This is a genomic window from Nostoc sp. DSM 114159 (assembly GCF_053470285.1).
This window is the reverse complement of record NZ_JBPFEH010000001.1, coordinates 4,702,223-4,728,477: the sequence shown is the minus strand read 5'-3', so window position 1 is coordinate 4,728,477 and position 26,255 is coordinate 4,702,223. Positions and strand designations below refer to the sequence as shown.

General features: G+C 41.4%; 16 protein-coding genes and 2 pseudogenes. 15 read left to right on the top strand and 3 right to left on the bottom strand.

Going from position 1 to position 26,255, the window contains the following annotated elements; all coding sequences use genetic code 11:
* Window positions 1-3 precede the first annotated feature (3 nt).
* The 7 genes from ACR5KR_RS19520 (at window position 4) to ACR5KR_RS19490 (ending at window position 8,346) form a co-directional block, all read left to right on the top strand.
* Window positions 4-273 (top strand): potassium-transporting ATPase subunit F, encoded by a 270-nt coding sequence (locus tag ACR5KR_RS19520; protein ID WP_445630897.1) that lies wholly within the window; start codon window positions 4-6, stop codon window positions 271-273.
* Window positions 273-911, top strand: a complete 639-nt coding sequence (gene kdpC / locus ACR5KR_RS19515; protein WP_448267668.1) for a K(+)-transporting ATPase subunit C — start codon at window positions 273-275, stop codon at window positions 909-911. Before ACR5KR_RS19520 ends, kdpC begins: the two co-directional genes overlap by 1 nt.
* Window positions 912-1,214: 303 nt before the next feature.
* Window positions 1,215-1,580, top strand: coding sequence for a TrkA C-terminal domain-containing protein (locus tag ACR5KR_RS19510; protein WP_448267667.1), 366 nt, complete (start codon window positions 1,215-1,217; stop codon window positions 1,578-1,580).
* A 129-nt stretch (window positions 1,581-1,709) separates the two neighbouring features.
* The gene (locus ACR5KR_RS19505) at window positions 1,710-2,108 is read left to right on the top strand and encodes a hypothetical protein (RefSeq protein ID WP_448267666.1); all 399 of its coding nucleotides are present in this window, start codon (window positions 1,710-1,712) and stop codon (window positions 2,106-2,108) included.
* 96 nt (window positions 2,109-2,204) lie between these two features.
* Entirely contained in the window at window positions 2,205-3,665 is a 1,461-nt protein-coding gene (locus ACR5KR_RS19500) for a hypothetical protein (protein WP_448267665.1), read from the top strand.
* 175 nt (window positions 3,666-3,840) lie between these two features.
* Window positions 3,841-6,039, top strand: a complete 2,199-nt coding sequence (pabB, locus tag ACR5KR_RS19495) for an aminodeoxychorismate synthase component I (protein WP_448267664.1) — start codon at window positions 3,841-3,843, stop codon at window positions 6,037-6,039.
* A gap of 522 nt (window positions 6,040-6,561) precedes the next feature.
* Complete coding sequence (locus ACR5KR_RS19490; protein WP_448267663.1) at window positions 6,562-8,346, top strand: iron uptake porin; 1,785 nt, start codon at window positions 6,562-6,564, stop codon at window positions 8,344-8,346.
* A 255-nt stretch (window positions 8,347-8,601) separates the two neighbouring features.
* Here ACR5KR_RS19490 and ACR5KR_RS19485 read toward each other — a convergent pair whose 3' ends face one another.
* Window positions 8,602-9,576, bottom strand: coding sequence for a 2-hydroxyacid dehydrogenase (locus ACR5KR_RS19485; RefSeq protein WP_448267662.1), 975 nt, complete (start codon window positions 9,574-9,576; stop codon window positions 8,602-8,604).
* Window positions 9,577-9,691: 115 nt separating this feature from the next.
* On the opposite strand from ACR5KR_RS19485, the gene ACR5KR_RS19480 reads away from it, so the two are divergent.
* The gene (locus ACR5KR_RS19480) at window positions 9,692-12,274 is read left to right on the top strand and encodes a BsuBI/PstI family type II restriction endonuclease (protein ID WP_448270264.1); all 2,583 of its coding nucleotides are present in this window, start codon (window positions 9,692-9,694) and stop codon (window positions 12,272-12,274) included.
* 272 nt (window positions 12,275-12,546) lie between these two features.
* Here ACR5KR_RS19480 and katG read toward each other — a convergent pair whose 3' ends face one another.
* A complete protein-coding gene (gene katG, locus ACR5KR_RS19475; RefSeq protein WP_448267661.1) occupies window positions 12,547-14,829 on the bottom strand; it encodes a catalase/peroxidase HPI in 2,283 nt (760 codons plus the stop codon).
* Between the two features lie 358 nt (window positions 14,830-15,187).
* Here katG and ACR5KR_RS19470 point away from each other — a divergent pair.
* The 4 genes and pseudogenes from ACR5KR_RS19470 to ACR5KR_RS19455 form a co-directional block, all read left to right on the top strand.
* Window positions 15,188-15,395: pseudogene (locus ACR5KR_RS19470) on the top strand (IS66 family transposase); the annotation flags it as partial.
* A 155-nt stretch (window positions 15,396-15,550) separates the two neighbouring features.
* Window positions 15,551-16,606 carry a glutathione S-transferase family protein gene (locus ACR5KR_RS19465; RefSeq protein WP_448267660.1) on the top strand — a complete coding sequence of 352 codons (1,056 nt, stop codon included), beginning with the start codon at window positions 15,551-15,553 and terminating at the stop codon, window positions 16,604-16,606.
* A complete protein-coding gene (locus ACR5KR_RS19460; protein ID WP_448267659.1) occupies window positions 16,603-17,487 on the top strand; it encodes an aspartoacylase in 885 nt (294 codons plus the stop codon). Before ACR5KR_RS19465 ends, ACR5KR_RS19460 begins: the two co-directional genes overlap by 4 nt.
* Before the next feature lie 465 nt (window positions 17,488-17,952).
* The gene (locus tag ACR5KR_RS19455; RefSeq protein WP_448267658.1) at window positions 17,953-18,936 is read left to right on the top strand and encodes a polysaccharide deacetylase family protein; all 984 of its coding nucleotides are present in this window, start codon (window positions 17,953-17,955) and stop codon (window positions 18,934-18,936) included.
* Between the two features lie 183 nt (window positions 18,937-19,119).
* On the opposite strand, the pseudogene ACR5KR_RS19450 reads toward ACR5KR_RS19455, so the two are convergent.
* Window positions 19,120-20,508 (bottom strand): annotated as a pseudogene (locus tag ACR5KR_RS19450) (hypothetical protein); the annotation flags it as partial.
* A 221-nt stretch (window positions 20,509-20,729) separates the two neighbouring features.
* Between ACR5KR_RS19450 and ACR5KR_RS19445 the strand changes: the two are divergent.
* The 3 genes from ACR5KR_RS19445 (at window position 20,730) to ACR5KR_RS19435 (ending at window position 26,124) form a co-directional block, all read left to right on the top strand.
* Window positions 20,730-23,171: a dynamin family protein gene (locus ACR5KR_RS19445; RefSeq protein WP_448267657.1), complete on the top strand. Its 2,442-nt coding sequence runs from the start codon at window positions 20,730-20,732 to the stop codon at window positions 23,169-23,171.
* Between the two features lie 116 nt (window positions 23,172-23,287).
* Window positions 23,288-24,313, top strand: coding sequence for a S66 peptidase family protein (locus ACR5KR_RS19440; RefSeq protein ID WP_448267656.1), 1,026 nt, complete (start codon window positions 23,288-23,290; stop codon window positions 24,311-24,313).
* A gap of 200 nt (window positions 24,314-24,513) precedes the next feature.
* Window positions 24,514-26,124: an NAD(P)/FAD-dependent oxidoreductase gene (locus ACR5KR_RS19435; protein WP_448267655.1), complete on the top strand. Its 1,611-nt coding sequence runs from the start codon at window positions 24,514-24,516 to the stop codon at window positions 26,122-26,124.
* The last annotated feature ends 131 nt before the right edge of the window (window positions 26,125-26,255 follow it).

Below are 26,255 nucleotides of genomic sequence, written 5' to 3'. Positions count from 1 at the left end.
ACTATGAAACCTATTCAGATCCGCCGCACTATTCTTGCATCCCAAGTATTAGAAGAAATAACTGAAATCTGGTGTCAATGGCAAAGACAAAAGCTACCACTGTATTTGTTCTTGGCGATGTGTTTCAACCTAGTGGTTGCACCTATGGTTTATGCCGCTACTAATGAACAACTTTCCCGCAGTCAATCTTGGGGATTGGGACTGTTAGGACTAACGACACTGGGACTTTCCATCTATTTATTTTTTGTCATGTTTGTACCGGAGAAATTCTAATGAGTTTTGCACGCGAAGCTGGTAGAGCTGTTCGGTCTACCTTAGTACTTTGGGTTATTGGAGCGATTATTTATCCTTTTGCGATGATTGCCATTGGGCAGATTGTGTTTCCCTTTCAAGCAAACGGTAGTCTCCTGAAAAATGCTACAGGTCAAGTTGTTGGTTCTGCTTTGATTGGTCAACCTTTTAGTAGCGATCGCTATTTTAACAGCCGTCCCAGTACCACCAGCTACAGCACAGCCGACCCGAAAAAAGATGATGCGGGAGTTTTGAAAACTGGGGTTTCTGGCGCTAGTAACTTGGCTCCCAGTAATCCGGCATTAATGGAACGCATCAAAGGTAAAGATGACCCAGACCCCAGCAAAAAAGTTGAGGGTGATTTCAATCGTTTGAAAAAAGCAGGTGTGCAGCCGACTGGCGATTTAGTCTACACCTCTGGTTCCAGCCTTGACCCGCATATTACCCCGGAAGCTGCGATCGCACAAGTTGCACGAGTAGCCAAGGCGCGGAACGTTCAACCAAACCAACTCGAAACTTTAATTTCCCAAAACACCGACGGCCGCTTTCTCGGCATCTTTGGCGAACCTGGAGTTAATGTGTTGAAGCTGAATTTAGCTTTAGATAAGATTAAGGGATAAAGGCTTGAGAGAGTGCTGCTGATTCTTGCTATGCCTTCTATTCAAAATAATTATCTATAGTAATCCTTAGTGATTACTTTAAATCTAAATGTTGGATTCTCGGCTTAATTTAATAAGTCGAGAATCTGATTTTTAGTAGGTATATCTAAAACCTATATCTCTAAACATATACCTGTTTAGCTAATTACTAAATACCTACTCTATTTAATTAATACATTTTATATATCTTCAAAATATATCTCTGCAACAGCAGATTTTTCTCGGTAAGTATTAGACAATACTATTAGAGTTAAAAAACATTTTGTGCTAAAAAATAAAAAAGCTTTAGAACCAAGCTTGTTTGGTGTTTTTATCGAAGATAATAGCATTTACTGTGGCATTCATTTAAGTGATATTAAGTTACCGAGTAAATGCGTTTTTCTAGGAGTTTTAAGAGAAACTCAAGTTATTTCAGCAACAGATAATCCTAGTATTTTTGCTGGAGATTACATTTTAGCAATAGCAACCCATCCTATGATGGTTCCCGCTCTCAAAGTGACTCTTAAAAAAATCCATTCTGTTTACTATTCCCTCAACAGTTGCTTATTGGAAGCTCGGCTAAAAAAAAGTCAATCTGTTAATTCAAATTACCCAGACCTATCAAGTACTTTCAATTCCACATATTATTAGACAGATGAACATTTCTCAAATAAAGGCAGAAGGCAGTTCGAGCTTGCAGCAAAAGTAAGAAGATATATTTATACCTCCTGCCTCTTTAACTTTACTGGATCTGAGTTCGACTAGCTAAAGGTTTTTAATATGCATACTTTGGAGCTTTTCCGACTTTATGTATCCGCCCAAAAAAGTGTTCATCAGTCCACCCTGATTGAAGCTAACTTGTCTAAGGCAACACATAGTGACACCAAACCACATAACGGAGACATTCCCTTTGTAGCAGTGTTTTTGGCTCACATTTATTTCATGATTGTTTGGGCAATTGTTGTTTTTCTAGTTTCATCTGTCTGCAAAGCACTAGAAGATCCCCCAGAAAATGCAGCGCCAGATAAAGATGAAATAGTAAGCATTAAACATTTAGAGCAACATACCTGTAAAAAATGCCAATTTTTTAACAATAACTATTTTCTAAAGTGTGCAGTACATCCTACCACTGCTCTAACAAAACAAGCACTCAATTGTTCTGACTACAGCCCTAAATAGATAGGTAAGTTTATCGCTATATATCAAGCGATCGCTTTATCCCATACTTTCCAATTACGATCCAAGGCTTTGTGCTGAAAAACCCAAATAAATTTTATGAAACAAAAAGAAACAGTATTTGTTATTCCAACTCATCGATTGAGAGATGTTGCACAAACTATCGAAAAGTATGATGAGAATTTCTGGGCAAATGGTCATGCTTTAAAAATTATCGTTTTTGACGATTCCAGCATTGCCAATCATGAGAAATATTATCCACTTTTAGAGCAGACTAAGACAGTCAATGATGTGTTTTATGTTGGGCCACAACAGAAAGAGCAATTTATTACATTTTTAAACGAAAGACTGCGCGATCGCAAGCTAGAATCACTAGTCAAAAATTTATTTCGACCTAGTTATGGAGGAAATCGTAACTTCACACTCATGTATACCCTTGGACATTTAATGGTTAGTGCAGATGACGATATGCGTCCAGATGCATTAATTGAAACTAGCCCAGAATCTTTATCTGGTGATGAAATATGCCGAGGAAAATTAATTAAATCTAACCAACAAGGTGGCTACGTCCATAAATCTTTTGACTTACTCACAGCTTTTGGTGATGTTTTAGGTCAAAAAGCTAGTCATGTACCAGAAAACTTTGAGACTGGAGAATTGGTACTTGATACAGCAATGGATTTAGAAACCAATACAACTAAAGGCTACTTTCGAGAAAACAGCCTTTTATTACAACAGGGGAGAGTCTTGAATAATGCGATCGTTAAGATTGCCCAAACTTTTCGCACAGGAACTAATGATATTGATACCCTTGATTTTGTTCACATGTATCTCAATGATGAGAATCAAATTAGCCCCAATGACCTAAATGATTTTTATATTCTTACCAATTTTAGACCCGTTATTACTAACAAAAACTGGAGAATGGATTGTGGAGTTGCTGGATATGATAATCAGCTAGGTTTACCACCCTTCTTTCCAACTCGGCTCAGATTTGAGGATTATATATACAGGATTTGGATACAGCAAGAAGGAATTGCAGCTGCACACGTTGATGCTGTACAAAACCATATTAGAAATAACTATATGCGTAATCCTCTCGCTAGCGAACTATTTAATGAAGAAATATGTAGCTTGCTGAAAAAGAAAATTAAAAACAGTGTTTATCATCTTGACGATTTGGGAATAAAGTTTGATTACTCAGGCGAAGTCACTTTACAAGATTCTGAGGAAATCCTGGAAAAAATCTCTGCTATCCACAGGCAAGTAGTCAAAGCCTCAATCTCTACCCAGAATGAAGAACGCAAGCAGTCACTTCAATTATTTGCTGAGAATTTATCGAGAGTCTTCTATGGATTTGAACCAGACTTTTTTCAGCAAAACGTTTCCAGAATTATCGATGATGTTATTAGCCAATTTCACGGTTCTCTAGAAATATGGCCAACTCTAGTAGAAATCTGTTACTTTTACAAAGACAAAAAAGACCTACCACAAATCAGGGTTAAAAACAAGAAGGTAAAATCTAGAAATGGCACAAAATCGAGTGAAATTCTTGTATAAATGTGACCTTTGGCAAACAAGCCATCATTCATCCAGTAAAGTTTTTTAAAACCCTTTATTTTTGAAGATGTGCCTATAGAACTTAAGCCAGATCCCTGACTTCTTGAAGAAGTTGGGGATCTAATTTTTCACGAATGATTTAGGATTGCTATATGTGCTAGTTAAGTGACTATGTATGCAAACGCTAATTATTGATAACTATGACTCTTATACATTTAATCTTTACCAAATGATTGCCGAGGTAAATAGGGAACTACCTCTAGTAATTTATAACGATCGCCTTAACTGGGATGAATTAAAAGAAATTGCTTTTGACAACATTGTGATTTCACCTGGCCCCGGTCGTCCAGAAAGGTCAGAAGATTTTGGAGTCTGTCGGCAAATAATTGAGAATGTGAATGTACCCTTGTTGGGAGTTTGTCTGGGACATCAAGGACTTGGCTATCTATATGGTGGAAGAGTAATTCATGCACCGGAAGTTCGACATGGCAGACTCAGTAAAATTTATCATAATAATTCAGAATTATTTCAAGGTATTCCTAATCAGTTTTCTGTGGTGCGCTATCACTCGTTATTAGTTGCTGATGAACTACCTGAATGTTTAGAAAAAATTGCTTGGACAGAAGAAGGATTGGTGATGGGATTGCGTCATCTACATCTACCTTTTTGGGGTGTGCAGTTTCACCCAGAGTCTATCTGTACAGAATATGGGCAAAGATTATTAAAAAACTTTCGAGATATTACGCAGCAATTTACAGAGAAATCGTTAAGGAGGCAGGAGGCATCAAGAAGTCCACAAAAGCAATATTGGATTGGATATGGAGATGTTACTCCTGTTGTGGATCGACCCTGCCAAGAACAGGAAGAGAAGTTTGAATTGTATACGCGCAAGTTAGATATCTGCCCAAATACAGAACAAATATTTGTACAGCTATTTGGGAATGCAACAAACGCTTTTTGGCTAGATAGCAGCCGTGTGGAATTTGGTCTATCTCGCTTTTCATTTATGGGTGATGGAAGCGGGGTTAACAGTCTATTGGTACGATATAATACCGAAACGCAAGAAATCATCATTACACAGTTAGATACCGTAACTCGTCGCACCGAAAGTATTTTTGAGTATTTGAAGCGAGAAATAGACTGCCGAAGTTGCCAAGCTGATGATTTACCGTTTGATTTTAACTGTGGATTTGTGGGCTATTTTGGCTATGAACTCAAGAGAGAGTGTGGATCGTCATTGGTGCATTCTTCACCATTACCTGATGCAATTTTCTTACTTGCCGATCGCATGATTGCGATCGATCATCAAGAACAGTGCCTTTATTTGCTGCAATTAATCAAAAAAGGACAAACAGAACAGGTAGAAACTTGGTTTGATACAATCCAACAACAACTCGAAACTCTAGATCCTCTTTTTTCTCTGATACCCCAAGAAAGTTGTCAGCCAGTTAAGTTCCGTTTGAGTCGCACTTACCAAAATTACATCCAAGATATTCAGCAATGCTTGGATGAAATTCACGAAGGGGAAACTTATCAAGTTTGCTTGACAAATCAGCTGCATACCGATGCAACCCCCGATCCATTGACGTTCTATCGCACATTACGTAAAATCAATTCGGCTCCTTACTCTGCATTTTTACGCTTTGGTGAAATTGCGATGCCTGCGGCGAGCGTTGCGATCGCCTGCTCATCTCCAGAAAGGTTTCTACGGATCGATCGCCAAGGTTGGGTAGAAACTAAACCCATCAAGGGAACCCTACCACGAGGAGAAACTCCCGAAGCCGATTTTGTCCTCCGTGAGAAGCTACGCAACAGCGAAAAAGACCAAGCTGAAAATCTGATGATTGTTGATTTGTTACGCAATGATTTGGGACGAGTCTGTGAAATTGGTAGCATTCACGTACCAAAATTAATGGATGTGGAAACATACTCAACAGTACATCAGTTGGTAACAACAGTACGCGGGCGATTACGTTCAGATTTACAAGCGGTGGATTGCGTGCGAACTGCATTTCCCGGAGGATCGATGACTGGTGCGCCCAAAATCCGCACCATGCAAATTATCGATCGCCTAGAACAAGAGGCGCGAGGAATTTATTCAGGTGCGATCGGCTTTTTGGGTTTGAATGGTTCAGCCGATTTGAATATTGTGATTCGGACTGCTGTTTTGACTCCCAATCAAACTTCCATTGGTATAGGTGGTGGAATTGTAGCCCTTTCTCAACCGGAGATGGAGTTTCAGGAAACGCTGCTTAAAGCCAAAGCCTTAATCGACGCTCTGCTTCTGACGATGTATGGAACCTCTGAGTCAAAGAATTATGACATTCTGGGATTAGAAACAATCGCCGATAGTTATGAAAAATTAACTGCTTAAATTAGGGAACTAAAAAAAATAAAAATGTGTTTTGGGTGGGATATAGAAGTAATCAGTCATGAATCAAATCGAACAGTTTAGATAGATAATAAATCGCTGACTTATCGCTTCATTGTAGTGCTTTACGTACTGTTTACCTCGACTTTAAACCGATATTCCGCAGGTTGTAGGGTCAAAGTTATTCATAATTAATAATTCTTAATTACTAATTAAAACCCAATACAGAAATGCACTTTCTTGATTTAGCAATAAATTTAAAGATAAAAACTATCTAGCAAATCAAGGTTAAAAACAAGAAACCAAAGTTCATAAATCGCGCAAAAACGCGCAACAATACCTTATAATCACGACCTTTAGTAAACATACATCTGCAAGAGTTTACGATTCTTCATCCGATAAAACTATCTTAGATATGGCTTAGGTAACAGCAATCTGATAAGATTTCTAACAAGTAGAATAATTGCTTGTTCTCTTTTTCTTAAACCAACTGATTTAGGTTATTTTTGGGAAAGGAAAATAAAAATGTCTGATTTATTGTGGAAAACTCTGGTACTAAGTCCAGTAGTTTTGGGAGTGACGGTGTTGGTTTCCGCAAGAGCTATAGCTGCTGAAGGAGCAAGCTCTTTTGAAGATATAAAGTTAAAAGCTGCTCAGACAGAAGCACCAATAACTTCTAATGCTTCAATATTCATTCAAACAGAGCAACGAAAAGTTAATCAGCAGTTGGTCGCCCAAAAGGCTGATGAAAAGAAGGTTTTAGAAGATGTTAATCGCTACAGCAACGAAGGCAAGAACCAGAATTCATTGTCTCAAGTCACATCAGTTTCTCAATTTTCTGATGTACAGCCGACTGATTGGGCATTCCAAGCTTTGCAATCCTTGGTTGAGCGCTACGGTTGTATTGCTGGATACCCAAATTCTACTTACCGAGGCAATCGGGCACTGACTCGTTATGAGTTTGCCGCAGGTTTGAATGCTTGTTTAGATCGAGTTAATGAACTGATTGCGACCGCAACTGCTGACTTGGTGACAAAACAGGATTTGGCGACTCTCCAGCGTTTGCAAGAGGAATTCTCGGCAGAACTGGCAACTCTGCGCGGTCGAGTAGATTCTCTAGAAGCACGGACTGCGGAACTAGAAGCTAATCAGTTTTCTACTACCACAAAATTGGTGGGTGAAGCTATTTTTGTCGCTACTGATATTTTTGGCAATAATACTGGCGATGCGAATAATACCGTCTTCCAAGATAGGGTACGTTTAGATTTGCAAACCAGCTTCACGGGTAAAGACGTTTTACACACCCGTCTTGCAGCCGGGAATGCACTAGCCTTTACACAAGTAGGGAATAATGGTGTTGGAATCGATACTGCTGAAGGTACGCAAACATTTCAAATCGGCAGCACTAGTAACAACAGTGTGATTATCGACTGGTTGGCGTATTACGTACCTATAGGCCCAGCCCAAGTCTACTTTGCAGGCACCGGAGGTATTCATAGCGATTATGTTGCTACTAACAACCCTTACTTTGAGGACTTTGATGGCGGTAATGGTGCTTTGTCTACCTTTGCTTCTGAAAGTCCGATTTATCGCATTGGTGGTGGTGCAGGTGCAGCACTGACTTTACCCTTTGGTAAGGGTGGCAGTATTTTGAGACCAAGTTCGCTGACTATTGGTTACTTGGCATCAAATGCTAATAATCCTGGGGCAAATCAAGGTTTAATAGATGGTAACTATGCAGCCTTGGGACAGTTGAACTTTAGTGTTGGCGATCGCTTATCTATAGCTGCTACCTACGTTCACGGTTATCATGGCGCTGGAGGTGGTAATTTATTCGATCTAGGTGGTGGTTTGGGTAGTACTAACCGCGTCGTAGGTACTGGTCAAGCTAACACCCTAAGTACTTTAAACGGATCTTCCAGTAATTCTTACGGTATAGAAGCAGCTTTTAGACCCAGCGACAAACTGTCAGTCAGTGGCTTCGTTTCTTACCACGATATCACAGGCTTTGGTGCTGGTGATGATTATCAAGCTTGGAGCTACGGTCTGGGAGTGGCCTTACCCGATCTCGGTAAAAAGGGTAACGTTTTAGGGGTTTTTGCTGGTGCAGAACCTTATGCCCGTAACCGAGGCGGAGTTTTTGCTGGTACTGGTAATGATATACCTTATCACTTTGAAGGCTTTTACAAGTATCGCGTGTCAGATAATATCTCAATCACCCCTGGCGTCATCTGGTTGACCTCTCCTGGTCAAAACAGCAACAACGATGATGCAATTATCGGTACGCTGAGAACAACTTTCACCTTCTAAAGGTTTACCAATTTGCTTTAGGGACGCATAACTATGCGTCCCTTTTAACTTCCGCCTTGCAGTACTAGATTGAGGGCGTTCATAATTCATATCAGGTTCGGTTAAACACTTATACTATCTGTAGGTTGGGTTGAGGAACGAAACCCAACATTTGCTCTATGTTCATGTTGGGTTTCACTGGCGTTCAACCCAACCTACGATTGATAGATTTTATTATAAGTAATCACCCGAACTTGATATCACGCCTGATGTGAATTATGAATTATAAATTTCAGGGTTGACACAATTAGCCAAGCGATCGCCCCTTAATCCTGCGATTAAATTAGCGATCGCCATTGAAGCCATTTTTGAGCGCGTTTGACGGCTGGCACTGCCAATATGCGGTGCAATAATGAGATTATCTAAGGTTAACAACAGGCTATCGCTGGGAATCGGTTCTGGTTCGGTGACATCTACAGCCGCAGCCGCGATTTGAGCGTTTGCAAGGGCGCGATACAGAGAATTTGGATCTACAATAGTTCCCCGCGCCGTGTTAATCAAAATAGCCGATCGCTTCATCAATTCAAATTGGCGATCGCTAATTAAATGGTAAGTATCACCAGCCGATGGTGTATGTAGTGTCACGAAATCCGACTCTTGCAGTAAGTATTCTAACGTAGCAAACTTCACACCTAGAGATTGTTCTAATTCTGGACTGCATCGTTGCCTACTCGCATACAATATCTGCATTTCAAATCCTTTGGCACGACGAGCAACTGCTTGTCCAATGCGCCCAAAACCAACAATCCCCAAGGTTGCACCCGTAACATTTGACCCCAATAACAAATCTGGTTCCCAAGTCTGCCACAATCCTGCACGAGTAAATCGATCTGCCTCCACTACGCGCCGTGCAGCTGCCATTAACAAAGCCCAGGCAAAATCTGCGGTAGCATCTGTTAACACCCCAGGAGTATTACCGACGGGAATTTTTTGTGCCGTGGCTGCGGCAATATTAATGTTATCGTAACCTACCGCCATTTGACTGATGACTTTGAGTTTCCCAGACTCGATGAGTTGGCGATCGATTTGATCGGTCAGCAGACATAGCAATCCATCTATTTCCTTAACTTTTTCTAGTAAAATTTCGTAGGGAGGGGGTTGACGTTCTGGCCAAACTTCCACCATCGCGAGCGATCGCAGTTGCTCTAATTCGATGGGTAGGCGACGAGTAACGAAGACTTTATGAAGCATATTAAAATAATTTCTAGATAAAGAAACGCTTCTGGCATCAGTTTCTCCCTAAAATATCATGGCGGAAATTCAAAACCTGATAAAGTTGGTTTTTATTCTGTGAAAATCAGCCGTGATGTTCCAATCAAGCAGTAGAGAGTCTAGAGAAAATCATCACAAGCCGTTGGAATTCAAAAGCTTGTCAAAATGTTCTGTCAGAAACTTACTCGATGAAGTAGACCTTCTGAGGATTGCTGCAAGCTTGAAACAGGATCAAAAGCAAAAAGGAAAACTAGGTCAATTTTTGACACCTGCTCCAGTCGCAGAATTAATGGTTGGGATGTTTGGCAAACTCGATCTTCCTCAAATATCTCTACTTGATGCTGGAGCAGGAGTTGGCTCATTACTTGCAGCCTTTGTGGCTAAACTTTGTCACAGCCAAAAACGCCCAGCCAATTTAGATATTGTTGCCTATGAAATCGATCCTTTTTTGATTGGGTATTTGCATCAGACATTGAAATTATGTGCCAGAGAATGTCAAATAGCTAATATATCTTTTAACTATGAAATCCGGGATACGGATTTTATTGAGGATGCAGTCAGACTTCTTCAGCCTAGTTTGTTTGATAATCCTGACAATTGCAGGTTTACCCACGCTATTCTCAATCCCCCATATTTAAAAATTAACGCTCATTCCAAAGTTCGTTATTTGTTACGTTCTATAGGATTAGAAACCAGCAATCTATATACAGGTTTTATCGCTGCTACAGTTCAACTTCTTGAATCAAGAGGGGAGCTTGTAGCTATTTCGCCGCGTAGTTTCTGTAATGGGCCATATTTTAGAAATTTCCGCAAAATGTTTTTGGAAATCATGGCTTTAGATCGGATACATCTTTTTGATTCTAGACAGGAAGCTTTTAGTGATGATGAAGTTTTGCAGGAAACGATTATTATTCATGCTGTTAAACAAAAATCAAAATTTAACAATGTAATCATTAATACAAGTTCAAATGCTGATGATGATTTTATTCTGTCAAATTCCTTAGCTTATACAGAGATAGTTCTTCCCAACGACTCGCAACAATTTATCCACATTATTCCAGATACGCTCAGTCAGCAGGTCATTCAACAAATGGCTAATTTTAGCTGTACATTAAAAGACCTAGAATTGACTGTATCAACCGGACGTGTTGTAGATTTCCGTGCTAAAGAATATCTGTGTTTAATGCCAAAAGAAAACACTGTTCCTTTGATTTATCCATTGAATTTATCAAGAGGATATGTTGAGTATCCCAAGGTAACTAAAAAACATCAAGCTTTGGTATATACAGAACAGACTGTCTCTCTTTTAGTCCCAAATGAACATTATGTTTTAACTAAACGGTTTTCTTCTAAAGAAGAAAAAAAACGAGTTATTGCCGTTGTATATGATGCCAACCAAATTAATTGTTCTTGGGTAGGTTTTGAAAATCACCTGAATTATTTTCACAAGGATGGAAGAGGGCTTAATCTTACCCTAGCACGTGGTCTTGCTGCTTATCTTAACTCTAGCCTCGTTGACGCATTTTTTCGGTTGTTTAATGGACATACTCAGGTTAATGCAACCGATTTACGAAATTTAAAATATCCGACAATAGCACAACTAATGACTGTAGGGCTATATATTACTGAGCATTTGCCATCACAGAAAGAAATCGATCAATTTTTGCAAAAAGAGTTACTGACTATGAGCAATCAGTCGGAAAACAACCCCTTAATAATTAAAACCCGTATTGATGAAGCACTACAAATTTTAATTGAACTTGGACTTCCACGGGCACAACTTAATGAGCGTTCAGCCTTAACTTTACTGGCTCTACTTAACTTAAAACCAACAGATCCTTGGGAAACTGCTGCATCTCCCCTAATGGGAATTACGCCAATGATGGAATTTATAGCACTGCACTATGGCAAAACATATAAACCTAATACGCGGGAAACTGTTCGCCGCCAAACAGTCCATCAATTCTTAGATGCGGCTTTGATAATTGTAAATCCAGATGCACCTGAACGCCCCGTTAACAGTCCGAAAACAGTATATCAGATTGAAGAAAGTGCGCTTGAACTCTTACGTACTTATGGAACTAATGAATGGAAAAAGAGCATTCATACTTACCTGGCTTCAGTTGAAACTTTGAAAAAACGATATGCTCAGGAACGGGAACTATCACGTATTCCGATATTAATTGAGGGAGAGGTAAAAACTCTATCGCCAGGTGGACAGAATATTCTGATTGAAAAGATTATTAAGGAGTTTGCAGAACGTTTTACACCAGGAGGAAAACTGATTTATATTGGTGATACAGATGAAAAGTTTGCGCATTTCAATGAAGTGGCATTGAGAGATTTGGGTGTTACTATCGATTCTCACGGAAAAATGCCTGATGTGATTATCCATTATCTAAAAAATGATTGCCTAGTTTTAATTGAAGCTGTAACTTCTCATGGGCCAATTAACCCTAAACGGAAGAAAGAACTTGAAGTTATCTTTGCAGATCTAAAAATCCCCCTTGTCATGGTGACAACTTTTTTAAGCCGAAAAGCGATGGTAGAGTATTTGGCTGAAATTGCTTGGGAAACCGATGTTTGGGTTGCAGAAGATTCTACTCATCTCATTCACTTCAATGGAGAATATTTATTACAGGCTTACAAAATGGATAGAGATTCTGAAACGGAATAAACTATTTTTAATTTTTGATCATCTGTGTAAAAAGAAGCGTTAAGGTGATATCAGTATCCACAATATCAATACCTTCGCCAATTTACGAGGCTGAGTTGATATATCGCCATTTTTGGAGGCAATCTTCAGTGCGCGTCAATATTTAGCTAGTGGTCTATCGCATTAATTTTGCTAGGTTTGTAGTGAGCGATTTATCGCTCAAATCAAGGACTAAAGTTTTTACTACGAACTTTTATAACCCTTCAGAATTAATGAGACAGACCACTAGTCTGTTAAGCGCAAACGTCGAAGCGATCGAGCATCATTACCTTGTTCCAGACCGCAACGAAGTCCTTGACCATACGCTCGTGACCGTCATCAGCGCCATAGACTTCAGCAATTTGACGAAGTTCCGCGTTCGAACCGAAGATGAGATCGCAACGTGTCGCGGTGAACTTCGTTTCGCCCGTTTTGCGATCGCAGATGTCAAAAAGCATCTCGCGATTGTCAACAGGCTTCCACTCGTAGTCCATACTGGTCAGAACACGGAAAAAGTCATTGGTCAAGACACCCGGTCGGTCAGTGAAGCTACCGTGCTTTGAATGATCCCAATTCTGATCGAGCGCGCGAAGTCCGCCAACTAGAACCGTCCATTCGGGCGCGGTCAGCGTCAGGAGCTGCGCTCGATCCAGGAAGATACGCTCTGGCTTCACCTTATAGCCAACCGCCTCATTGTGATAATTTCTGAAACCATCCGAAACTGGCTTCAGCCAATTAAACATTTCAACATCTGTCAGATCCTGAGTCGTATCCATCCGCCCCGGAGTAAACGGGACGGCAACAGAAAGTCCAGCCTCTTGTGCAGCCTTCTCGATCGCAGCACAACCACCGAGGACGATTAGGTCTGCGATCGAGATTTTTTTGTTGCCCGACTGAGCGCCGTTAAAGTCCGCCTGAATTTGCTCAAGGGTCGATAGCACCTCGCCGAGTTCCTGCGGGCGGTTCATTTCCCAGTCTTTCTGAGGATTGAGGCGAACGCGCGCCCCATTTGCGCCGCCGCGCTTGTCGGAATGGCGGTGACTCGATGCCGCTGCCCAAGCGGCTGACACGAGCGCCGAAACAGAGAGTCCACTTGCTAAAATTTTATCCTTGAGAGACTTGATATCGGCGGCATCAACGACATCATGATCCAGTGCCGGAATTGGATCTTGCCAGATCAGATCTTCCTCTGGGACTTCCGGACCAAGATAGCGCGTTTTCGGACCCATGTCTCGATGGATCAGCTTATACCAGGCGCGCGCGAACGCATCGCTGAAGTAATCAAAGTCACCCAAGAAGCGCTGACAGATTTCGTGATAGGTCGAATCGACCTTCAAGGCAACGTCCGAAGTCATCATCATTAACGGATGTTCAACGCCCGGTTGATGGGCATCCGGTGTCTTCGGCGCATCAGGATTGCTTGGCTTCCACTGAATCGCACCTACTGGACTTTTTGTCTGTTCCCAATCGTACTTAAAAAGATTGGTTAAGTAACTGTTGTCCCACTGGGTTGGATTTGGAGTCCACGATCCTTCGATCCCGTTCGTCATTGTATATTCGGCAAACCCAGTGCCTTCAGGGTTCTGCCACCCTAAGCCCATCGCCTGAATCGGCGCGGCTTCCGGTGCTGGACCGATCTTGTCCGGCGAGACCATGCCGTGACTTTTGCCAAAGGCATGACCACCTGCAATCAGCGCGACAGTTTCTTCGTCATTCATGCCCATACGCGCAAACGTCTCGCGAATGTCTCGCGCTGAGCCATGAGGGTCGCCTTCGGCGTTTGGACCTTCTGGATTGACGTAAATTAGCGCCTGGTGCGAAGCTGCTAGCGGGTTCTCAAGGTCGTAGTATTCCTCGTTCGGCTTCCCAACCCACCGAATCGTGCGAGTGACCATCTCGTCAGGATGACCAGGGTGTTCCTTGATATCGTCAACCGGATCGCCGTTCCAGAACTCCGGCCCCCAGTATGTCGCGCGATCTGCCTCCCAGGCATCAATGCGACCGCCACCAAAACCGAAGGTCTTAAACCCCATGATTTCGAGCGCGCAGTTGCCAGTCAGACTCATCAAATCAGCCCAGCTTATTGCCGCACCATATTTCTGCTTGATGGGCCAGAGCAGCCGTCGTGATTTATCTGTGTTCCCATTATCCCACCACGAATTGATTGGTGCAAAGCGTTGCATACCCTGACTCGCTCCGCCCCGACCGTCTGCGATCCGGTAGGTGCCTGCTGAGTGCCACGCCATGCGAATCATTTGAGGTCCATAATTACCATAGTCGGCTGGCCACCAGTTCTGCGAATCGGTCAGCAGCGCTTTGATATCGCTCTTCAACTGTTTGAAGTCAATCTTCGCGAAGGCTACTTTGTAATCGAAATCTCGCAGTGGGTTAGCTTGGGGCAAATTTTGGTGAAGCAGTTCGACCTGAAGTCGGTTCGGCCACCAATCATCAGTTTGCGGCTTGGAACCGAGCGCACCGCCAATGCGGCTTCCACGGAAAGGACATTGTGCAGGAGGGGTGACAGGGTTGTTATTCATAAAGTCCAATCTCTTCTCAATACCGTTGCCAAAATAAGAGGATGAAGAGGTAGGGCGTTTCGTAGTAGAGTTATTGTCTCTCACAACGACAACTCAAAAACCACTTGCCGCCCATGCCCGATATCTTATCATTGTTACAATGCCTGCTGCCGCAGATAAACGCTACAACGATGCGTCGTAAGGATTCAGGTGGCAGAGTATTAACAAAGCGGACGCTTGGGGTAGAGTATCACAATCATCAACCTCAACGCGCCTCAACAAATCGACCGGGAAAGTCTTAACTAGCTGTCCAAAGAAGAGTTGGTGGATATCATCATTGAACAGGCGATCGCTTTAATATTCATATAGATGAAACACTGAACGCTCTCTTCGTTTGGCTGTGACAAAACGTAAGATTAGTGGTGGTTCCCGTTCGATGGAGCGGTTTTGTCATACTGCTAATTTGTTGACAGTGGTGCAGACTTATCGCCGTCAAGGTAGGTCTGTTATTGATTTTTTTTGCACAAGCTCTAATTGCTGACTTTAATAATTGTCTGTCTTGCCCTTCTTTACTTCCCCAATATTAGACCTGAATCCTTACATAGATCCGACAGTTCAGGCAAAGCGTAGTAAAGTAAAGTAAGAAATCTCAAGGTGCGTATAGGTATGAGAACCTACGGATTATAAATTTAACAGCATATACAGCAGTAACGTCGATCGCTCCCAAAGCAAAATTGTCGCCATGACTAACTCAACTCCAATGGATGACGAGAAAAAGCTCCCCAAGAAGAAAGGCAAGTCGCTTCCTCCCAAACTGATTATCTGGCTAGGAAAGTTTGTTTGGACGACTATGTGGCGGATAATGATGTCAAATCTGGCTCCTCGCAATCAGTCGGGAGCATATATTCGTCCTAATAGCCAGTTTCGCAAGTTCATCGGTACAGAATCAGGGAATCCACACCCACCAGCAACGGGGCGCTACAAACTTTATGTTGGGCTGGGCTGTCCTTGGGCGCATCGAACTTTGGTTGTGCGATCGCTCAAAAAACTCGAAGCGGTAATATCAGTATGTATCGTCTCTCCTTCTCCCATTGAAGGCGGTTGGATATTTAACGATGAAGTTGAAGGTTGTCGCACACTGGCTGAATTTTATCAAAAGGCAGAACCGGGCTATAGTGGACGCTCGACAGTACCAGTATTATGGGATAACCAAACAAAAGCGATCGTCAATAATGAGAGTTCAGAGATTATCGTCATGCTGAACTCTGAGTTTAACGAATTTGCCAACAATCCGACGCTAAATCTTTACCCAGAAGAACTTAAAGAGAAAATTGACTGGTGGAATGAAAAGATTTATCACACGGTAAATAACGGTGTGTATCGCTGTGGCTTTGCCCAAAGTCAAGAAGCATACAATCAAGCCTGTAATGAACTGTTCGCAACTCTTGATGAGATTGAACTTGCATTGCAGACTAATCGCTATCTCTGCGGTGAACATCTGACACTTGCAGATGTGCGGTTATTTACAACATTATTTCGGTTTGATAGTGCCTACTATGGGCTGTTTAAATGCAATCGGCAGCGAATTCTAGACTATCAAAATCTCGGAGCTTATCTGCGTGACTTGTATCAGCTTCCGGGTGTGGCTGACACTTGCGACGTAGAAAGCGTGAAGCGGGACTACTACGGAAACCTATTCCCACTCAATCCCGGCGGAATTATCCCCAATGGCCCTGATATGTCCTATCTTAATCAACCACATGAGCGCGATCGCATTGGCAAAGTGAATGCTTCATGAACCAGATTAATCGAGTTGCAATTGTCGGTGGAACTCATGGCAATGAGTTTACAGGAGCCTACCTAATCCAAAAATTTGCCCAGTTTCCCGATTTAATTACTAGACCGAGTTTTGAGACAGTCACACTGTTAGCAAATCCTCATGCTTTTGCCGCCGGGAGACGATATCTTGAGAAAGATTTAAATCGCTGTTTTCTCAAGCAAGATTTACAAGATCCGACTTTGAATAGTTACGAAGATTTGCAAGCTAAATTAATTCAGGATACCCTAGTATCAAATAAGGATAAACAAGCAGATTTCATCTTAGACTTGCATAGCAGTACAGCTAATATGGGTCTGACAATTATTCTTGATAACAGTCATCCCTTAAACTTGAAATTGGCTGCTTATCTGAGCCAGATTAACCCTTTAGTTAAGGTTTATCGCTGTTCTTTTAAATCAATTGCAGAAAACCCATTTGTAAATTCTCTGTGCGAATTAGGTTTTGCATTCGAGGTTGGCCCAATTGCCCAAGGAGTTTTAAAAGCAACGCTGTTCCAACAAACAGAGGAACTTGTTCGCGCGCTTCTGGATTACATAGAGCAGTTTAACCAGGGTAAAATTCCATCAAATAATGAAACGTTGATTCTCTATGACCATTTATCAGTTGTAGACTACCCAAAAAAACCCGATGGTACAATCTTTGGAATGATTCATCCAGAGCTTCAAGATAAGGATTATCAAGCCTTGAACCCAGGAGATCCAATTTTTCTAACTTTTGATGATAAAACAATTGTTTATGAGGGAGGATCTACTGTTTGGCCAATTTTTATTAATGAGGCAGCTTACTACGAAAAGGGAATTGCCATGTGTTTAACCCAAAAGCAGCAAATCAACATCTAAGATGTGGATAAAGTTTTTGGATAATTGCTTTTAATCGAAATGATGATAAAAATTGAAGATAAAAATTATTAATAACTTCATATATTTAGCGCAATCACTAAAAACTATTTATGTTATATATATCTTAGTTATAATCTATTACCGCTCGGTAATTAAGTATCAGGGTAAAAAGTCGTCAAAAGGTTTGATAAAATCGATATCAAAGGAGCGTTGAAAACCTATTATCTAATCGATAGGCAATATTTTTTAGAGAAGTAAATATAAATCTAATCCACTAATCTAGGCAATGTCTATGAAATACTGCTTTGAAAGTAACTCTTTGTTTTAAAAAGGAGGAAATGCAAACATTCAGGCTTGAGCTTTATTTTAAACTCAGCCCTGAGTCGAACTATGGAAATTCACTGATAAAATTCAAATTTAACAATATAATTTACGCTTAAAATTGTCTAAATACTTGAACTCATAATGAAAATTAAGCAAAAAAGAAACAAACCAATAGCCAGTCTTTCCTTAGATTTAGATAATATTTGGTCTTATTTAAAAAATCAGGGCGCTCCGGGTTGGCAGACTTATCCTTCTTACTTGGATATCGCAGTACCTCGTTTCTTAGATATTCTCAAGCAATGGGATTTGACAATCACAGTATTCATTGTCGGTCAGGATGCAGCGCTAGAAAAGAATACCAAAGCAATACAAGCGATCGCTAGCGCCGGTCACGAAATTGGCAACCACTCATTCTATCACGATCCTTGGCTACATCTGTATTCAGAGAATGAGATTGAAGAAGAGGTGGCACTGGCCGAAGAACATATCAAGCGCGTCACTCATCAACATCCTATCGGCTTCCGGGGGCCAGGATACAGTTTTTCTCCAGCAGTTTTGAAAGTCTTAGCACGTCGGGGATACGAATATGATGCTTCGACTTTTCCTACATTTTTGGGCCCCATAGCACGAGCATATTATTTAATAACTTGTAAATTGAGCAAGGAAGAACGTAAAAAACGGGAAGCGCTGTTTGGCGGTTTTAAACAGGGTTTGCAGCCTCTAAAACCTTACCAGTGGAAACTAGATAAGGATAAGCTAACTGAGATTCCCGTTACCACCATGCCAATTTTTAAAGTGCCAATTCACTTCAGTTACATAATGTTTCTGAGTACATTTTCTTCGGAAGTGGCGTTACTCTATCTGCGAATTGCCCTGTGGCTGTGTAAAGTTACACGCGTCCAGCCTTCTTTGCTACTCCATCCTACAGATTTTGTAAGTCAAGAAGATGTGCCAGAACTCTCATTCTTTCCAGGTATGAGTGTTCCTACTTACAAAAAGCTGGCAATAGTGAACAAAAGTTTAGAAATTATATCCAGTCAGTTTCATGTTTTGACTGTTGGACAACACGCTAAATTTGCAGCCGATGCCCCGAAACTACCTGTATTAGTGCCTCAAAAGAGGTAAAAATATCATCTATGCGATTATATTAAAAGAATTCAAAACTCAGTTGTCGTAGGGATACAGCATTGCTCATTGGTGTCAACTTCAGCTAAAAGCTAGTTTTAGGCTGGCTTTGACGCTAAGTTGCAATGAGTATTGCTGTGCCCCTACCACATGGTATATTTAATATTTACCTGAGAATAGCATCTATTGCACAACAAAATCTGATGCACTCAGAGTTGGCGCACCAATCAGAGTTGCAAATAGACCGCCACTACCAAAACCAGCCGCACTACCATTTTGGTTGTAAAATAGCTCTCCACGAAAAGCATCGTAAATAATTTTCGCTGTGCTAGTTTCCCCATTAGAAATGATTTGAAAATCACTCTTGTTACTAAAACCTGTTCCAGCAGTTGAAGCGATCGCACTAAAGGTAGTTTTATCTAGGACAATCTTATCAGCTTGGGAACTGTTAAAGTCACTAATGGCATCTACACCAACAGCAGTCAGACCAAAAACTGCATCGGTGTTGTAAACGAAAGAGTCCGTGCCAGCACCACCGACAAGAGTATCATTGCCAGCACCACCCACAAGAGTATCATTGCCATCACCGCCTCGCAATAAGTCATTGCCACTCAAGCCATAGATAATGTCATTACCCCCTTGAGCATTAATCACATCGTTGGAGTTTTCAAAACCTGTGATGCTGTTATTCAGGTCATTGAGGAATGTGACTGTGTTCTTGTTGAACAGGCTAGTTTGAGTAGAGTCAGCATCGAACACATCAAAGCTGTTGGTGATGTTAGTTTGCCCATCAAATAGGATATTGCCAATCGCAGGTGTTGCTCCAGAAGCAGGCAGATTATCGAGGCTTTCTAATTTGAAGTTTTGCAGAATGATTTTGGTATTATCAACATTTTCAAAGGTAACTTCTAAGTTATTAGCATTTTGAGTTAATTGCAGATTTTCGGCAGTTAAACCCGAACCGATAAATTGTAAAGTGTCTAAGGAGGCGATCGCTGCTGTCGACGGCTTTGTGCCTTTACCAATGCCACTAAAATCGGTAATGGTATCATTGCCATCGCCAAGGCGAAACACAAATTTATCTTGACGGCTGTTAGTCGTCAGGATTAGATTACCAGGAGTTACCGTCGGGTTAAAGGCATCGTCACTGTTTATATTCGTTCCTCCAAACACCACATAGCTTTGCCCAGCACCAGTGTTGCCGTTAGAGGAGGCACTATATGCGCCAATAATCAGGTCGTCAATACCATCGTTGTTAATGTCCCCCGCATTGCTGACTGAGTTGCCTGAGTTGTCACCTGCTGCAATGGGACTAATTATAAAGCCATTAGTGCCATTCAAATCAGAGAGGTTGAGGGTGCCGCCACTTCCCACATTGGTTTGCCCAAATACTACATAGCTTTGCCCAGGATCGGGGATACTGTAAGGGTCGTAATTCTTTGCCCCAATAATCAGGTCGTCAATGCCATCGTTGTTAATGTCCCCCGCATTGCTGACTGAGATGCCTGAGTTTTCCTGTACTGCAATGCCGTTAATTATAAAGCCATTTGTGCCATTTAAAGAAGAGAGGTTAAGCAGGTTGAATGATGAATTAGCCATAATTTTCTCCTGTGTTTATTCGTTGTTAGTCAGCGAGTGGGCTTTAAGGTTTTATGCTTGAAGTTCCATGTTCTAAGTAGGGGTGTATAGATTATCCAGCAGCTAAAGTACATTAAGATTCTCAGAAATTTTACTGAACCATTGACACAATAAATATTAATAAAATATACATAAATATTATCAGGATGCTGAATATGTCAGATTTACCGCTTCAGTGTAGAAATTTGAAAGAGCAGGTTGAGTCTATATTACAACTGTTACAACAAGAACCAACGTTACGTTCCCAAGATATTACACCTGTACGAACTTCTTTAAGTAAAGCGATTTCTCCTAAGTTTGAAATTGTATTTGCAGGTGCTTTTAGTGCTGGGAAATCAATGCTAATTAATGCACTATTAGAAAGAGAATTACTCTACAGTGCAGAGGGACACGCTACAGGTACAGAATGCAAAATCGAGTATGCAGAAGTAGATAAAGAACGTGTTGTTTTGACATTTTTAAGTGAAGCAGAGATTCGAGAACAAGCAGTTTCTTTGTGTCAGCAACTAGGATTTAAAACAGTAGCTAATATCAACCAAGCTGAGGTAATTAACTTGCTACGTCAAGGTTCTGAAGCGATTATTCAGCAGGAGGGTGGTGAGAGTCAATCAGAACGTGCAAAACAGGCGAAGGCGTTAATGTTGTTGCTAGAGGGATATATAGCAAATAGCGATCGCATCAGCACGGTAACTAATGCTACATATTCAATGGAGCAATTTAACTTTTCTAACCTTAAAGAAGCGGCTGGATATGCGCGTCGTGGAAGTAATAGTGCGGTATTGAAGCGAATAGAATATTACTGTAATCATCCTTTGCTACAAGATGGAAATGTAATTATTGACACACCTGGCATTGATGCGCCAGTAGAGAAAGACGCACAACTCACTTATGCCAAAATTCAACATCCTGATACGTCGGCGGTGGTGTGTGTGCTAAAACCTGCTTCTGCGGGTGAGATGACAAAAGAAGAAACAGAACTTTTGGAATTAATGCGGGAGAATGGGGGAGTACGCGATCGCGTTTTCTATGTCTTCAACCGGATCGATGAAACTTGGTATAATACTCAGCTTCGGCAACGATTGGACGATTTAATTAGTGGGCAATTTGCCAATTCCAGGAAAGTTTATAAAACCAGTGGATTATTAGGATTTTATGGCAGTCAGATTAAACAAGCAAGCTCACAAGATAGATTTGGTTTAGATTCTGTTTTTGCAGAAAGTATTAAAGGTTTAGATGGTAAAGAAGAAACACCACAATTTGTCTATGCGTTTAATAACTACTGTGTAAATTCCGGAAAGTTATCTTCCAGTAAATTCCGTGTTTCAGTGAACGGCTATGAAACTCCAAATCAAAATTATGTGCGGATTCTAGGCGAGTGGGGAAATGAACTGATTGAAAAGCTAATTCAAGATAGTGGAACTGAAGAATTTCGCACAGCTATTACTCGTTATCTTACCGAAGAAAAGCGTCCCCAATTATTTAAAAATCTTGCTGATGATTTGGAAGATGTTTGTATTAAGCTCAAAAAACATTATCAGAACGTCCAACGCGATTTAGATAGTCAGCCCCAAGAAATTGAGACGATGAAGGCGCAAGAGTTGCAACACCTAAATCAGCAACTACAGCAAATTGGCAGAGAATTTAGCGAGCATATCAACGAAGAAGTTAACCATGTAATTAATAGTTCTTGTGATGCTTTTGAAGCAGATTTTAAGCAATTGCAATCACGAATGATTCGCCGCTTAGATGAATTGCTAGATACTTTTTCTGTAGCTTCTGCTTATCAACGTGCAACCATCAGTCATCCTCGCAATGCTACTGCACCTTTAATTGCTATTTTAGTAGAGGCATTTTATTACTTAGCAAATCAATTAGAAGATATTTTGATTGAATCTTCTCAGCAAGTAGTTGCAAATTATTTTCAGCGATTGATTGAAAAAGTTCGCAAGTCAGAATATTATCGCCAACTGTATCGTTTATTAGATAATGATGGTGGTATTGAACAAGAGATCAGAATTTTAGAAAAAGGAGTTGCTCAAGCATTATTTAGTGCAGCTAGTGTGGAGTGCGATCGCTTTGTGCGAGAAAGTCCTAGATTTTACGATGAAGGCACTTTTTCTATATATCAGTTTCGCCAAACTTTATCACAAACTTCTCAAGGTTACGACGCCGAAAGTATCGTGGAAGCAGAACCAGCCATTAGGCAGTTATTGAAATTAGATTTTGAACCAAAAGTTTCTCATACTATTCGTAAATCTTTCCGTCAAACCATTAATCAAACATTGAAAACTCAATTGATACCAATGGCAGATCGGCAAGCAGACGAAATTTTGCAACAATACCCACAGGCACGCGCTTATTTAGAGAAAATATTAGAACAAGAAGCTGAAGAAAAAATTGCAAATAATCGCCGCTTGTTGAATATTGTTGACGAAAATATTGCCGTATATAATTCGGCAGTTTCTAGCATTAATAGTTGTTTACAGGCAATGCAATTATACGATCGTCTTTTGCCTGTCATTGGTGATTTATTTGCTACTGATGCTAAATTCGCTAATAATGGATTTGTGATTTCAGATATGGTACAAAAGGTTTAATTTTATATATCGCAATCCTATTTAATTGGTGAAAATTCGCGGTATCCAGATCCCCGACTTCGTAAAAGTTGTCGGGGATCTAACTTTTTAGAATCCTAATCCCCAACAAAATAGTTATGAATATCAAGCGTCGGCAATTTCTTGCAACCTGTGGGCTGGCTACCTTAGCTACTCAAATACCAACACTTACCGCCCAAGGTAAGCCATCTCTAAACACCATCCGTAAGCCGCCCCGTCTACAACCTGGCGATACCGTAGGGTTAATCGCCCCTGCGGGTATCGTTGACGCTAAAGACATTGAAGCAGCCAAGAAATCGATTTCACAGTTAGGATTAAAAGTCAAGCTGGGGAAGCATATTTTAGATCGTTACGGCTATTTAGCGGGTAAAGACAGCGATCGCGCCCAGGATGTAAACTTGATGTTTAGCGATCGCACCATAAAAGCAATTATTCCGATGCGTGGTGGTTGGGGCTGCAATCGCATTTTACCTTTACTCGATTACTCGCCGCTCCGTTCCCATCCAAAAATTATCATCGGTTACAGCGATATTACAACGCTGTTGTTAGCAATTAATGCCCGTAGTCAAATGGTTACTTTTCATGGGCCAGTTGCTACGTCTACCTGGAATCAATTTACAGTGGATTACTTCCAGCGCATCCTATTTAATGGTGAAGCTGTGACTATGCAAAATCTCAACCCTAGCGAAGTGCGGCTGGAGATAATCGCACCGGGAAAGGCGAGGGGTAAACTGGTGGGTGGAAACTTGTCAGTCCTATCAGCGATGGTAGGTTCACCTTACCTACCTACTTGGAACAAAAGCATTCTGTTTGTGGAAGAAGTTGGCGAGGATGTTTATCGTATAGATAGGATGCTGACGCAGTTAAAAACTGCTGGGATACTTAATCAAATTGCTGGTTTTATCTTTGGACAATGTACTAAATGTAGTCTTGGAGACGAACCGTCATTTACGTTAATGCAAGTATTGCAACAACACATACTTCCTTTAGGTATTCCTGCTTGGTATGGTTCAATGATTGGTCATATTAAGGATAAATTTACCTTGCCAATCGGTGTAGAAGTAGAAATAAATGCTGAACTTGGGACAATACAAATGTTAGAGGCGGCTGTTAGTCTTGTTTAACGCGATACAATATCTTATCTATCGAATTAGCCATCATAAAAAGACCTCTCCCTGGTTTTACTACGCAAAACCGTCCCTCTCCGAGTCGGAGAGGGACAGACTTGAACTTTAGTTCAAGGCAGGGAGAGGTTTAAGGAAATCAGCCGCGCCATAGTAATTTTGATTAAGATTTTGATAGACAGTATGCATTTCTCCTCGCTATGTTACGCCTAACAGAAGTAAAGCTCCCGCTCGATCATCCTGAAGATGATATCAAGACTGCCATCCTCAAAAAGCTGCAAATTACAGATGAAGAATTGATCGGCTATTCCATCTTCAAGCGTAGCTACGATGCCCGTAAGAAAGGAGAGATCGCTCTTGTTTATATTCTGGATGTAGAAACGACTCAGGAAACCCATCTACTCAAGCGCCTGAAAAAAGATCCCCATGTCATGGCTACGCCAGACATGAAGTATCGCCCAGTGGCAAAAGCACCGAGCAATTTGACAATTCGCCCCATCGTGATTGGTACTGGGCCTTGTGGCTTATTTGCAGGTTTGATGCTGGCACAAATGGGCTTTTGTCCGATCGTTTTAGAACGTGGCAAACAAGTCCGCGATCGCACCGTTGATACCTTTAACTTTTGGAAGAAAAAATCAGATTTCAACCCAGAATCCAATGCCCAGTTTGGCGAAGGTGGTGCGGGTACATTTTCTGATGGCAAACTCTACAGTCAAGTCAAAGATCCTCAGCATTATGGGCGTAAGGTACTAACCGAACTTGTCAATGCGGGAGCCTCACCAGAAATTCTCTATATTAATAAACCGCATATCGGCACCTTCAAACTGGTGGGAATCGTCCAAAGTATGCGTGCCAAAATCGAATCCCTCGGTGGCGAAATTCGCTTTCAAAGCCTAGTGGAAGATATTAACATCGAAAATGGACAGGTGCGGGGAGTCACCCTCGCCAGTGGGGAATATATCGCCAGCGATTATGTAGTTCTGGCGGTAGGTCATAGCGCCCGCGATACCTTCCAAATGCTATATAATCGCGGGGTTTACATCGAGCCGAAACCTTTTTCCATCGGCTTTCGGATCGAACATCCCCAGACTCTCATCGATAAATGTCGTTTCGGCGCTCAGGCTGGTCATAAGCTTTTAGGTGCTGCTGATTATAAACTGGTTCATCACTGCCAAAATGGTCGTTCCGTCTACAGTTTTTGTATGTGTCCGGGAGGTTTGGTGGTTGCAGCTACATCAGAACCGGGGCGAGTCGTCACCAATGGGATGAGCCAATATTCTCGTAATGAGCGTAATGCCAATAGTGCGATCGTTGTGGGCATCACTCCCGAAGATTATCCAGGAAATGCGTTAGCAGGAATTGACTTCCAACGACGCTTAGAAGAAAAGGCTTTTGAATTGGGCGGTGGAACTTATGAAGCTCCAGGACAGTTGGTGGGAGACTTTCTCAACCATCGTCCATCTACAGCATTTGGCACGGTTAAACCGTCCTATACGCCAGGGGTGCGTTTGGGCGATTTGAGTCAGAGTTTACCAGATTATGCGATCGCCGCCATTCGTGAAGCCCTTCCCGCTTTTGACAAACAAATTAAAGGATTTGCAATGGATGATGCCGTGTTGACTGGGGTAGAAACCCGCACATCATCACCGATTCGGATTAAACGCCAAGAGGATTATCAAAGTTTAAATACCGTCGGTCTTTATCCAGCTGGTGAAGGCGCGGGATATGCAGGGGGAATTCTCTCGGCTGGTATCGATGGTATTAAAGTGGCGGAGGCGGTAGCTTTAAGTATTTTGAAAAATTGTAATTAGTAAAATCTAAAATAGTGAATGCGATGCCGAAGGCGGTAAACTACGCAGTCTCAGCATCCGATTTGGAGTTGAGAGGGAGCATAAAATAGTTCTAATCTAACCTGAAAAAGAATCTATAGTTTTGTAGGTTG